Origin of the sequence: uncultured Wocania sp., from assembly GCF_964021735.1 — a bacterium.
Classification (GTDB): domain Bacteria; phylum Bacteroidota; class Bacteroidia; order Flavobacteriales; family Flavobacteriaceae; genus Wocania_A.
In genome coordinates, this window is sequence record NZ_CAXIBN010000013.1 from 1 (window position 1) to 14,013 (window position 14,013).

At 31.4% G+C, this 14,013-nt stretch carries 9 protein-coding genes; 5 read left to right on the forward strand and 4 right to left on the reverse strand.

The window, feature by feature from the left end:
* Positions 1-110 precede the first annotated feature (110 nt).
* Both AADI82_RS02295 and miaA read left to right on the forward strand, forming a co-directional pair.
* Complete coding sequence (locus AADI82_RS02295) at positions 111-986, forward strand: ion transporter (protein WP_341214852.1); 876 nt, start codon at positions 111-113, stop codon at positions 984-986.
* Positions 937-1,896 (forward strand): tRNA (adenosine(37)-N6)-dimethylallyltransferase MiaA, encoded by a 960-nt coding sequence (gene miaA / locus AADI82_RS02300; RefSeq protein WP_341214853.1) that lies wholly within the window; start codon positions 937-939, stop codon positions 1,894-1,896. Before AADI82_RS02295 ends, miaA begins: the two co-directional genes overlap by 50 nt.
* Here miaA and AADI82_RS02305 read toward each other — a convergent pair.
* Positions 1,879-3,255, reverse strand: a complete 1,377-nt coding sequence (locus AADI82_RS02305) for a HAMP domain-containing sensor histidine kinase (protein ID WP_341214854.1) — start codon at positions 3,253-3,255, stop codon at positions 1,879-1,881. The genes miaA and AADI82_RS02305 overlap by 18 nt on opposite strands.
* Positions 3,256-3,264: 9 nt before the next feature.
* Positions 3,265-4,647: a sigma-54 dependent transcriptional regulator gene (locus AADI82_RS02310; RefSeq protein ID WP_341214855.1), complete on the reverse strand. Its 1,383-nt coding sequence runs from the start codon at positions 4,645-4,647 to the stop codon at positions 3,265-3,267.
* A gap of 322 nt (positions 4,648-4,969) precedes the next feature.
* Between AADI82_RS02310 and AADI82_RS02315 the strand changes: the two genes are divergently transcribed.
* Genes AADI82_RS02315 through AADI82_RS02325 form a run of 3 tightly spaced genes read left to right on the forward strand, consistent with a single transcriptional unit; the run spans position 4,970 to position 9,357 of the window.
* On the forward strand, positions 4,970-6,229 hold the full coding sequence (locus AADI82_RS02315; RefSeq protein WP_341214856.1) for an efflux RND transporter periplasmic adaptor subunit: 1,260 nt from the start codon (positions 4,970-4,972) through the stop codon (positions 6,227-6,229).
* An 11-nt stretch (positions 6,230-6,240) separates the two neighbouring features.
* The gene (locus tag AADI82_RS02320; protein WP_341214857.1) at positions 6,241-6,936 is read left to right on the forward strand and encodes an ABC transporter ATP-binding protein; all 696 of its coding nucleotides are present in this window, start codon (positions 6,241-6,243) and stop codon (positions 6,934-6,936) included.
* A gap of 18 nt (positions 6,937-6,954) precedes the next feature.
* Positions 6,955-9,357 carry an ABC transporter permease gene (locus AADI82_RS02325; RefSeq protein ID WP_341214858.1) on the forward strand — a complete coding sequence of 801 codons (2,403 nt, stop codon included), beginning with the start codon at positions 6,955-6,957 and terminating at the stop codon, positions 9,355-9,357.
* Between the two features lie 76 nt (positions 9,358-9,433).
* Here AADI82_RS02325 and AADI82_RS02330 read toward each other — a convergent pair whose 3' ends face one another.
* Together AADI82_RS02330 and AADI82_RS02335 are read right to left on the reverse strand one after the other, a co-directional pair.
* Positions 9,434-12,079: a DNA gyrase/topoisomerase IV subunit A gene (locus tag AADI82_RS02330; RefSeq protein ID WP_341214859.1), complete on the reverse strand. Its 2,646-nt coding sequence runs from the start codon at positions 12,077-12,079 to the stop codon at positions 9,434-9,436.
* Between the two features lie 6 nt (positions 12,080-12,085).
* Positions 12,086-13,948 carry a DNA topoisomerase IV subunit B gene (locus AADI82_RS02335; protein WP_341214860.1) on the reverse strand — a complete coding sequence of 621 codons (1,863 nt, stop codon included), beginning with the start codon at positions 13,946-13,948 and terminating at the stop codon, positions 12,086-12,088.
* Positions 13,949-14,013 lie beyond the last annotated feature (65 nt).

Sequence of the window (14,013 nt, forward strand, 5' to 3'; positions counted from 1 at the left end):
TAGAGATACGCAACATATTATTCAAAGTTACCTCAGAAAAAATAAACGCTTAAAATTAGTTCTATTGGATAATAAATAGAAAAACCAAATCTTTTACTACTTTTGAGTTTATGAGCAAATACACAAGAAACAAATTGAGGCTTAAACTTCATGAAATTATTTATGAAGCCGACACACCTGAAGGCAAGCTTTTTGATGTGGTTTTATTAATAACCATTCTAGCTAGTATTTTGCTTGTTATGCTAGAAAGCGTTAATAGCATTGATAAAAACTTCCATGATTTTCTTAATATTTCAGAATGGATTATCACTATATTATTTACTATTGAGTATATAGCAAGAATTATTACCGTAAGAAAACCACTTAATTATATTTTTAGTTTTTATGGTATTGTAGATTTACTTTCTACTATTCCAAAATACATTTCATTAATTTTTGGTGGCGTTCATGCACTTGCTGCGTTACGTGCTTTACGATTATTACGTGTTTTCAGAATATTAAAATTAGCACGTTATTTAGGTGCCTCAAATAATCTTATAAATGCTTTAAAAGCGAGTAAAGCAAAAATATCGGTATTCTTATTTGCTGTTGTAATTGTTGCTATTATTTTAGGTACCATAATGTATTTGGTAGAAGGCGAAGAAAACGGATTTTCAAACATACCAAAAAGTGTATATTGGTGTATTGTAACACTTACCACAGTAGGCTTCGGAGATATTGCGCCACAAACACCACTTGGACAATTTATAGCCTCTTTGGTCATGATTTTGGGTTACGGTATTATTGCAGTACCAACTGGCATTGTATCGGCAGAATATACCAATCAAAATAAACCTATAAAAGAGAAAGAGCCAACAAACAATTCTGAAAACAAAGCAACCCAAGTTCAGCTTAATTCACAGTGCTGTGTAAATTGTTTAGCAGTAAAGCATCAAGATGGAGCACAATACTGCCATAAATGCGGTTGCAAATTACACCATGACTAAATTTTTAATTTCAATTATTGGTCCAACAGCCATTGGAAAAACATCTCTAAGTATAAAATTAGCACAACATTTTAATACCGAAATTATTTCGGCAGATTCCAGACAGTTTTATAAAGAAATGCAAATTGGTACAGCTGCACCTTCAAAAGAAGAGCTAGCAGCAGCTAAACACCATTTTATTCATCATAAATCTATTAAAGACAACTATAATGTTGGTGCTTTTGAAAAAGAGGCTTTACAATGTTTAAACACGCTTTTTAAAACGAAAGATGTGGTTATTATAGTTGGTGGATCAGGCTTGTATGTTGATGCCGTTACAAAAGGCTTAGATGAATTTCCAGAAGTAGATAAAAACATTCGTGAGGACTTAAATAAACAATTAAAAGAACACGGAATTTCTGTTTTACAAACACAATTAAAACAGTTAGATAATCACTCTTTTAATGCTATTGCTATAGATAATCCGCATCGTGTTATTCGTGCTTTAGAGATTTGTATAGGCTCCGGCAAACCTTATTCTTCCTTTTTAAATAAAGGAAAAGAAAAGCGAAATTTTAAAACGATTACCGTTGGACTCTCTGCTGAAAGAAACGTTATTTATAATCGAATTAACCAGCGTGTCAATTTAATGATGAAACAGGGGTTGCTTGAAGAAGTCAAAGCCCTAGTGCCTTATCAAACATTAAACGCATTAAACACCGTTGGTTACAAAGAATTATTTAATTACTTAAATGGCGAATGGACTTTAGATTTTGCAGTTTCAGAAATTAAAAAGAATACTCGTCGATTCGCAAAACGACAACTCACATGGTTTAAAAAAAATGAAACTGCGTTGTGGTTTGATTATACAGCAGATTTAAATGATATTATTAAAAAACTAGAAAAGAAATATTTAACTTTTAAAAACTAAGGTAAACACTGTATATTTTCCTGGTTCAGAATTAACTAACAAATTACCTTTATGTTTTTTTAGAATGTTTTTTGAAAGGCTTAAACCAATACCTGATCCATTTTTTTTAGTGGTATAAAAAGGAATAAAAACCTGATTGATTATCTGCTCCTCTATACCTTTTCCATTGTCGTAAACTGTAATTTTAGTTTTATCGGTTTTAACTTCACAACTTAATTTAATTATTGGTTTTTGAACACCTTTTAAAGCATGAATACTATTATTAACTAAATTGATTAATACCTGCTCAATCAACTTTGTATCTGCAAAAATTGTAGCATTTGCAGGCATTGGTTGTACCGTTAAATTAATATTTGCATCATCTATTAATGGTTTCATTAATAATTTAATATTGGTTAAAAAACTTTTCACATTAATTTTATGCAACTGAGGCACAGGAATATTAGAAATAGTACGATAATCTTTTACAAAAGCTAGTAAGCCATCAGAGCGTTTTTTAATAGTAGCGGCAGCCATATTAATATCTAAAACATCCTCTTTATCGAGCTGGTCTATATTTTTAAGTTTTCCATTTTCATCTTCAGTAATAGATTTCATGGTAGAAGCTAAAGAGCTAACTGGTGTGAACGAATTCAGCATTTCATGGGCTAAAATTCGAATCACATTGTGCCATGCTTCAATTTCTTTTTGTTCAATTTCAGATCTGATGTCTTGAAATGTAATAATTAAATAATCTTCTTTAAGTAATTGTATTTCAATCACTTCTAAAGAAAGTTGTTTTATATCGTCTTCACCTCCAAAATCTACTAAAAGTTTACCGCCATTAGCAATTTTTTTAATTTCAGAAACCAACCAAGGCACTTGATTTGCTAGCCGATGCCAATATTTATGTTTTGGTAATTTAAGAATGTTACTTGCTGCTTTATTTAGAAATAAAATCTCTTCACTAGATTGCTGCTGGAATAAATCATCTTTTTTTATTGAAATAATTCCCAAATTCACATGCTCTAATATGTATTTAAAGTATTTGTATTGTGCTTCTTTTTCAATTTTATTCTGTTTGAAAATTTTAATAATCAAATTAAAATCATCAAAAACTTTAGCAAAAGAATCGCCTTTTTTTGAAGGCGAAAAATACACCGAATAGTCTTCATTTTTTAAAGCATCTAAAAACTTTACAAGTGAATAATTTGTATTGTTAACATACTTTATCAATAAAAAAACTTGTAAAATAATTAATAAACCTATACCGCCAGTACTAAACCAAAAGCTCTTAATTAAAAAAAACGAAAACAAAACACATAGTAATAAAATTACTAAAATGCGAATAACTACTTGAAGTGTAAATCGTTTAATCATAACAAAATATTATAAATTAAACTTTTCTAATCGTCTGTATAGTGCTGCTCTAGTTAAACCCAACTCTTTAGCAGCTTTAGATATATTTCCTTCATATTTATGCATTGCTTTTTGCACTAGCAATTTTTCAATATCTTGTAAGTTTAAATTATCATAAACATTGGTATCTACTATTTTTTTAGTATGAATAGTCAATAAATTAAAATCTGAAGGAGTTATTACATTATTATCAGACATTATAACACCGCGCTCGATAGTATGTTGAATCTCTCTAATGTTTCCAGGCCATTTATGCAATTTAAGTGTATTTAGTGCTTCATCAGAGATAGTTAAATGTGATTTATGATACTTGTCTTTAAATTCTTTTAAAAAATGAATCACAAAATCCAAAATGTCTTCTCGTCTTTTTCGTAATGGAGGTATTTCAATTTCTACAGTATTAATTCTAAATAATAAATCTTGCCTAAATTTACCTTCCGAAACCCATTGATGCAATGGTGCGTTTGTAGCGAATAAAAGCCTTGCATTAAAAGGCCTTTCAATACCTTCACCTAATCTAGAAACCTTTTTATCTTGTAATACCGTTAATAATTTTGATTGTAAATTATAAGGAAGGTTACCAATTTCATCTAAAAACAGAGTTCCATTTTCTGCCATTTCAAAGCGCCCAGGCTTATCTTCCAAAGCATCAGTAAATGCACCTTTTTTATGTCCAAAAAGCTCACTTTCAAAAAGAGATTCGGATAAAGCGCCTAAATCTACATGAATAAATGGGCCATCCTTATTTTGTGATTGTCGATGTATTTCTCTTGCTAAATGCTGTTTTCCTGTACCATTTTCACCTAATATTAAAACATGGGCATCGGTACTACTTACTTTTTTAACAACATCTAAAACTTTCATCATTGCTTTAGATTTACCTATAATTGGACCAAATTTTACATCATCATTTTTTAACAATGTTTTATTAGTATGCTTTAAAATTGATAATTTCTGATTGGATTTACTTAACTCTAAACCAGCATGAATAGTTGCCAAAAATTTTTCGTTAGTCCAAGGTTTTAATATAAAATCGAATGCCCCATTTTTAATAGCATCAACAGCTAACTCCACTTCACCATAAGCCGTCATTAAAACAACAACCATTTCTGGGTTTATAGTCAGTATATGCTTTAACCAATAGATACCTTCCTTTCCATCATTAAAACCTATTCTGTAATTCATATCTAACACAATGACATCGATGTGTTCTTTAGAAAGTATTTGATTAATTTCTTTTGGATTACTGCGAGTAATTATATTCGTATAATGCTTTTTCAATAATAATTTAGCAGAGAGCAATACATCTTCATCATCATCAATAATTAAAATAGTGGCTTGATTTTTTGTCATTTCTAACTTTATAATAAGATTTCCACTAATGTACAAAATGTTCAATAACGTACAATTAAATGTTCAAAAATGAACACTTTAAAGTTATTGCTAAATGAATAGTATTTTGATTTACAGTAACTTACATATCTAAAAAAATTTGGCACTCACATTGCGCATATCAATTCAAAATTCATCAATCAAAAAACGAATCAGTTATGAAAGTTACAAAAGACATAAATACTAACAGCTTAAAACTTAATAAAGCATGGTAGCCATATTAATAAAAATCGTCACATTAATGATAGATTTAGCATTTTTAATTCTGACTAAATTGTAGGTTATGAAACAAATTGGAATGGACAAAAGAGTTGAAAAAAAGAAATGGACTCAAACAAAAAAATTATATATCGCAGGTATCGTTATTTTTTTAATTCTAGCTTTTTTCGGATTTAAAGCCATTAATAAAAAAACGTATAAAGTAAGTGCTTCAAAAATTTCAGTTAAAAAAGTTATTGAAGGTAATTTTCAAGACATGATTTTAATTGATGGTGATGTAGAGCCTATTAATTTAGTTTTAGTAAATACTTTAGAAGGTGGTACTGTAGAAAAAATTTTTATTGAAGATGGTATTGCTGTTGAAAAAGGAACACCATTATTGCGTTTAAGCAATCCATCGGTTACACTAGGTTACATGAACCAAGAAACTGCCATAATAGAGCAAATAAATAATCTGAGAAACTTAAAATTATCGCTTGAAAAAGATCAACGTGTTTTAACAGAATCTCTTATTGATAGTGAAAATAGTTTAGCGGATATTGAGCGTAATTATAAAGTAGATTCTGTCTTATATCAAAAAGATATTGTAGCAAAAAATGATTTTATCAACAGACAAGAATCGTATAAATATTTAAAAAACAAACGCAATTTAGTAGCTAAAAATGTTACTAAAAGTAGAGCGGATAATAAAATTCAAATACATCAAATAAATCAGTCCATAGGTATGATGCAGCGTAATTTAGAGATGATACACGACAATATTGATAAAATGTTAGTTCGTGCTCCTGTGTCTGGGATGCTATCGTCTTTCGATCCTGTAATTGGAGAATCATACGGAAGAAATCAAACAGTTGCAAAAATAGATGTTCAGTCTGGATTTAAAATTAAAGGACAAGTAGATGAGTACTATTTAAGTACTGTAAAGCCTGGTCAGTTAGCGCGTTTTTCATTTGACGGTGAACTAGTAGATTTGAAAGTAAAAAAAGTGCTACCAGAAGTTGTAAACAGACGTTTTGAAATTGAATTGGTTTTTGTAAACACGCCGCCAAAAGCTATTACCATTGGGCAATCATTGCAAGTTAGACTTGAATTATCTAAAGCACAAAAATCTATTATGATTCCTAGAGGAAGTTATTTTCAATCCTCAGGCGGACAGTATGTTTATGTTCTTAATGGCCAAGGAGAAGCCACAAAGCGCTATATAAAATTGGGGAGCCAAAACCCTAGCTATTATCAAGTATTAGAAGGATTAAATGTAGGTGATGAATTTATATCATCATCTTATGACGACTTCAAAAATTATGAATCAATCAAAATCAATTAAAACAAAAAATCATGATTAAACTAAATCAATTAACCAAAGTTTACCGAACAGACGAAATTGAATCTACAGCATTAAATGAAGTATCATTCGAAATAAATAAAGGGGAGTTCGTATCTGTAATGGGACCTTCAGGATGCGGAAAATCTACACTCTTAAACATTTTAGGCTTACTTGATAAACCAGAAAGCGGAAGCTATGAGTTTTTAGGTGAAGAAGTTGCTCATTTAAATGAAAAAGGACGTTCAGATATTCGTAAAAAGAATATTGGTTTTATCTTTCAAAACTTTAATTTAATTGATGAATTAACTGTTTTTGAAAACATAGAGCTTCCTTTACTTTATAATAAAGTACCAGCATCAGAGCGTAAACAAAGAGTAAATGAGTTAATAGAGAAAATTGGAATTTCACATAGAGCATCACACTTTCCACAACAATTATCTGGTGGTCAACAACAACGTGTTGCTGTTGCAAGAGCATTAATTACAAAGCCGCCACTAATTTTAGCCGATGAACCAACTGGGAATTTAGACAGTTCGCACGGTAATGAGGTTATGGAGCTTTTATGTGAATTGCACGAAGCAGGAACAACAATAATAATGGTAACACATTCGTCGCACGATGCAAGTTATTCTGAAAGAATAATTAATTTACTTGATGGGCAAATTGTATCTGAAAGTAAAAATAAATTAGCTAAGGCTATAGTATAATTTTAAATATAGAAAATCATGCTTAAAAATTATATAAAAGTAGCTTTTAGAAGCCTAAACAAAAATAGAACTTACGCCATCATCAACATTCTTGGCTTAGCTTTAGGACTAACAGTAACTATTCTTGTTTTTCTTTTTATTAATGATGAAACCAGTTACGAAAAGCATTGGGACGGATACGAACGTATTTACAGAACGGGTATAAAAGCAGATATGATGGGACAAAAAATGGATGCTCCAGTATCTCCTAGTCCCATGGCAAATGCATTAAGAACTGAGTTTACAGATGTAGAAAATGCCACTAGAATACGCACAATCAATCAAGAAATTTTAATGCGCCATGAACAAACTAAAGTTTATATTCAAAAAGGTGTAGAAGTTGACAGCACTTTTTTTCAAATTTTCAATTATGAATTTATCCATGGAAATCCAAACTCAGCATTAATAGAAGATAATGCCATCGTGCTTACAGAAGAAAGTGCGCACAAGTTATTTGGCGATAAAAACCCTTTGGGTGAAGTAGTGAATTACGATAATAGAAAAGACTATATAGTTAGAGGTATTGTAAAAGAACCTAAAGGGCATGCCCATTTTCAGTTTGATATGTTTATGGCACAAAATACCATCCGCAATGTTTGGATGAGTAATAATAACTATACTTATGTTAAACTAAAGGAAGGGGCAAACCTTAATACGTTTCAAACAGAAATGAAACGCAACTTTATGAAAAAAATTGAACCCGATGTTGAACGGTTTATGAAAATTACTGTAGAAGAATTTTTAGCACAAGGCAATGCTTTTGAATATCAATTAATGCCTTTAAAGGATATTCATTTGTATTCCAAAAAAGATTGGGAAATTCAACAAAACGGGAATATTATCTACATATATGTATTTATAGGTATTGCCCTATTGGTCATTTTAATTGCTGGAATAAATTTTATGAATTTATCAACAGCAAGATCCGGTAAACGTGCCAAAGAAGTTGGCGTTAGAAAAGTTGCTGGAGCTTCAAGAAAAATGTTAATTATTCAATTTTTAACTGAGTCTGTAATCCAAAGTTTCATCGCATTATTTTTAGCCTTTATTTTGGTTGAATTATTTCTTCCAGGTTTTAACAATATTATGGAAACCAATCTTACGCTCTTTAATGACTATATTGGTAAAACCATTTTATTTGCTCTTTTAGTAACTTTAATTTATGGCTTATTTGCGGGTAGCTATCCAGCATTTTTCTTATCTGCATTTCAACCCATTGCAGTATTAAAAGGAGATCTTACAAAAACCAAGGGTGGTGCTTTATTAAGAAAAGTGCTTGTAATTACTCAATTTACAGCATCCACAATTTTAATTATTGGAATGATTATTATTTTCAAACAAATTTCTTTTTTACACAATAAAGACATTGGTTTTAAAGGAGATCAAGTAATAGTTGTTCCAATTCAAACTGATGCTATGACTGAAAATTTTAGAAACTACAAAGATATTTTCTTAAAGAACAGTAACGTTTTAAGTGTTACAAGAGCATCATATTATCCTGGAGATACACCTAATCAAAATCAATTTGCAATAGAAGGAAGTGAAGAGCAGTTGCCTTTATGGAACATGGAAGTTGATTATGATTATTTTAAAACTTTAGGTGTAGAATTATTAGAAGGAAGAAAATTTGACAGAGAAAAAGAGTCAGATTCAATTCCTTATTACATCTTAAATGAAACAGCAGTAAAGAGTTTCAATATTGAAAATGCAGTTGGACGCCGTATTGGGAATATGAATTTGGATGGAACAGTTAAATACGGAAACATAATTGGTATTGTTAAAGATTTTCATATTGAAGGTTTTAACCAACCTATTCGTCCTATGGTACTAGCTATTACAAATAATGTATGGTTCGCATCCTTTAAAATTGCAAAAAATGATATGAATGCAACTATAAATTATATTGAAGCAGAATGGAACAAATTAGAACCATCACATCCATTTAGATATACTTTTTTAGATCAAAAATTTGGTGCTTTATTAAGACAGCAAGAGAATTTTGGAACCATGTTTTTATTTCTTACCATTTTAGCGATTATAATTTCTGCAATGGGTTTATATGGGTTAGCATCTTACACAGCCGAACAACGCACCAAAGAAATAGGTATACGCAAAGTTTTAGGTGCTTCTGTGCCTCAAATTATGAAAATGCTTACTAAAGATTTTATAAAACTAGTCCTTATTGCTAATATTTTCGCATGGCCTATCACCTATTTATTAGCAAAAAATTGGTTAACAAATTTTTCGTATCAGATTGATATGCCTTTATTGCCATACTTTTTTGCTACACTTTTAGCTTTAATAATAGCTTTAATTACTGTTAGCTCTCAAGCTTATTTAGCAGCAAACTCAGATCCGGTTAACGCCTTAAAATATGAATAGGGTTTATTAATCAACCAAAATCAAAAAGCACTTGAAAATATTCAAGTGCTTTTCTAATTTAAAATTAAATATTTAATTAAAACAACGTAATTTGACCTTCATCATCTATTTCTAAATCAGATGATTTTATATTTTTTGTTTCAGAATTATTGGCAGAAACCTCAGTTTCATCAACCACCTCAATCTCATTTGCTGGTGTCTCTTCAGGTGCTTCATAAGGAATTGGCTCTAATAAATTGATTTGGTTTACTTTATCTTTAGTAAGCTGATTTCCTAAAGCATTTACACCTTTAATACTTATAAACTCTTCAAGATTAATTTCTAAATTATCTTTTCTTTCTTTGCCTCGTTCTTTAGCAAACACAATTTCAGCCATAGGCTTCCAATCGGTAGAAACAATTTCTAATTGCGAGTTTGGATGTTCAGATATAAACAATTCTTCTTTACCTTCATTTTCAATTAAAAAGCGTTTTACATAATACAACTCTTTTTCACCATTAAAATAAATAGCAGATATTGGTTTTTTAGGAATCCATTTTTCCATAACAATCATATCGTCATCAAAATGCATCGTTACTTCTGGCGTTACGGTTTTAATCATTCCCGATTGATTGATAATTAACAGCTTATCTTCGCCTCTAAATTCGCCCACCAATTCGCCTCTTCCATCAACATTTAAACGCTGAACCGCATCATCAAACCAAATTTTACGAGGCTTTAAAGTAGACACGCCTTTTTCTTTTAATTCAACACGTTTAACAGAATATTTAGTCACTAAATTTCCTTTTGAAACCCTCCCTTTTATAAGAATATCTGCAAAGTCAATATCCCATTTTAGCTTTTTAATGCTACCTGCTTGTCGTAGATTAACCGTTATAACTTCGGCTTCACCATTAGGATTTGCTGAAAAATAAAGTACTACTGATCCTTTATTGCCGTTGGTTAGATCGTAATCTTTATCGCGTGTAATACTAGTTACGGCAAAACGTTTTATATAAGATGGACCACTTTTTCCATCACGATAAATCATATTATAAATGGTACGTTTGTCTTTCTTCTTAAACACCGCCACATGAATAATATCTTTACCAATAAAGGTTTTTGTGTCTACTTTGGTAACCATCATTTTACCTTCTTTGGTAAATACAATAATATCGTCAATATCACTACAATCGCAAACATATTCGTTTTTTCGTAACGATGTTCCTATAAAGCCTTCTTCCCTATTTACATAAAGTTTGGTATTACGAATAACAACTTTGGTAGCATCAACATCATCAAAAGTTCTGATTTCAGTTTTGCGTTCGCGTCCTTTTCCGTAATCCTTTTTTAATCTTGTAAAATACGCAATAGCATAATCTATAAGGTTTGCCAAATGATGTTTTATTTCGGCTATTTGATCTTCTAAAGCATCAATTTTTTGCTGCGCTTTATCAATATCAAATTTTGAAATACGCTTGATTCGGATTTCGGTTAATCGTACAATATCGTCTTCTGTAATGGTACGTTTTAAATGCTTTATATGGGGTTTTAGCCCTTTATCAATTGCCGAAATAACACCTTCCCAAGTTTCTTCTTCTTCAATATCGCGGTAAATTCTGTTTTCAATAAAAATACGTTCTAAGGATGCAAAATGCCATTGCTCTTCAAACTCATTTAGCTTTATTTCTAATTCTTGTTTTAAAAGCTGAACGGTATTGTCTGTAGATCGACGTAACATTTCTGTAACCCCTATAAACAAAGGCTTATTATCTTCAATAACGCAACCTAAAGGAGAAATAGACGACTCACAACTCGTAAACGCATACAACGCATCAATGGTTTTATCAGGCGATAATCCCGAAGGAAGATGTATTAATATTTCAACCTCGGCAGCGGTATTATCTTCTATCTTCTTAACCTTGATCTTACCTTTATCATTCGCTTTTAAAATGGAATCTATTAATGAAGATGTAGTGGTTCCAAAAGGTATTTCGGTAATTGCTAATATGTTTTTATCAACTTGAGCTATTTTTGCACGAACACGTACCTTTCCTCCTCGCAAACCATCATTATAATTTGAAAAATCTGCAATTCCAGCAGTTGGAAAATCTGGTAAAATAGTAAATCGCTTCCCTTGTAAATGTTTTATTGAAGCATCAATAAGTTCGATAAAATTATGTGGTAATATTTTAGTTGATAAGCCAACCGCTATACCTTCACCACCTTGCGCTAAAAGCAACGGAAACATAACTGGAAGGTTTACGGGTTCTTTACGCCTACCATCGTAACTCGCTTGCCATTCGGTAATTTTAGGATTGAAAACAACATCTAAACCGAACTTAGAAATTCGCGCTTCAATATAACGTGCTGCTGCTGCTCGATCGCCTGTTAAAATATTTCCCCAGTTTCCTTGGGTATCAATTAACAAGTCTTTTTGACCAATTTGCACCATCGCATCGGCAATACTTGCATCACCGTGTGGATGGTATTGCATGGTATGACCAACGATGTTTGCGACTTTGTTGTAACGCCCATCATCCAAATCTTTCATAGAATGCATAATACGACGCTGTACGGGCTTGAAACCATCTTCAATAGCTGGTACAGCACGTTCTAAAATCACATACGAGGCGTAATCTAAAAACCAATCCTTGTACATACCAGTAATTCTAGTAATGGTTTCTTGAGGCTCTTTATTTTCTATGTTTTCGTTTGTTAAGTCGTCGTTTTCTTCTATCATGCTATGTTAGGCTTTCTCTTCTTCAATTAAATCTAATTCTACTTTTAGATTATCAATAATAAACTCCTGTCTGTCTGGTGTATTTTTTCCCATGTAGAAAGACAACAAATCTTCAATAGACATATTATCGTCAAGCATAATGGGGTCTAAACGAATATCTTCGCCAATGAAATGCTTAAACTCATCTGGCGAAATTTCACCCAAACCTTTAAATCGTGTTATCTCTGGTTTTGGCTTTAGCTTGTCAATAGCATCACGTCGTTCTTCATCAGAATAACAATAGATGGTTTGCTTTTTATTACGCACTCTAAATAAAGGCGTTTGCAAAATATATAAATGTCCTTCTTTTATAACTTCAGGAAAAAACTGAAGAAAAAATGTAATAAGTAATAAGCGAATATGCATGCCGTCAACATCTGCATCGGTAGCGATAACCACATTATTATAGCGTAAATCTTCTAAAGATTCTTCAATATTTAACGCAGCTTGAAGTAGATTAAATTCTTCGTTTTCGTAAACTATTTTTTTACTTAATCCGTAACAGTTTAATGGCTTTCCTTTTAAACTAAAAACCGCTTGCGTATTCACATCGCGTGATTTTGTAATACTACCCGAAGCCGAATCTCCCTCGGTTATAAAAAGGGTAGATTCTAAATTACGCTCGTTTTTAGTATCGCCAAAATGAACCCGACAATCACGCAATTTTTTATTATGAAGACTTGCTTTTTTAGCACGATCTTTTGCTAGTTTTCTAATACCAGATAATTCTTTACGCTCTCGCTCTGCTTGTAGTATTTTACGTTGTATTTTCTCTGCTGCTTCTTGATTTTTATGCAGGTAATTATCTAGATATGTTTTTACAAAATCGTTAATATACGTTCTTACGGTTGGTAAATCGCCACCCATATCTGTTGAGCCCAACTTTGTTTTTGTTTGACTCTCAAAAACAGGCTCCATTACTTTTATGGCAATGGCACTAACTACAGATTTTCGAATATCTGAAGCATCATAATTTTTACCATAAAATTCGCGTATTGTTTTTACTAAAGATTCTCTAAAAGCATTTAAATGCGTCCCTCCTTGTGTGGTATTTTGCCCGTTTACAAACGAGTGGTATTCTTCACTATACTGCGTTTTACTATGTGTTAAAGCAATTTCAATATCGTCTCCTCGCAAATGTATAATAGGATATAATCTATCAGATTCGTTAATGTTTTCACTTAATAAATCTTTTAACCCATTTTCGCTAAAATATTTTTCGCCATTAAAAACTATAGTTAAACCTGGGTTTAAATACACATAATTTTTAAGCATTTTAACGATATACTCATTTCTATATTTATAATTTTTGAAGATAATATCATCAGGAACAAAAGACACTTTAGTACCTTTTCTGCGAGAGGTATCATCTAACAAATCTTGGTTTACTAAATTACCTTGTTCAAATTCCGCGGAAGCACTTTTATTATCACGCGTAGATTCTACTCTAAAATAAGATGACAATGCATTAACCGCCTTGGTACCAACACCGTTTAAACCTACCGATTTTTTAAAGGCTTTGGAGTCGTATTTTCCACCCGTATTCATTTTAGAAACTACATCTACGACTTTACCTAAAGGAATACCACGACCATAATCGCGAACTGTAACTTTTGTACCTTGAATTGATATTTCGATGGTTTTGCCAGCACCCATAACATACTCATCAATAGAGTTGTCAAGCACTTCTTTTAAAAGGATATAAATACCATCGTCTGGAGACGAGCCATCACCCAATTTACCAATATACATTCCTGGACGCATGCGGATATGTTCTTTCCAGTCTAGAGAGCGTATATTATCTTCGGTATAATTGGATTGTACAGCCATAAAATTGTATAAAATTTAATGATAGGACGCTAATATAACACATCGCTTTAAAAAATGAAACAGCG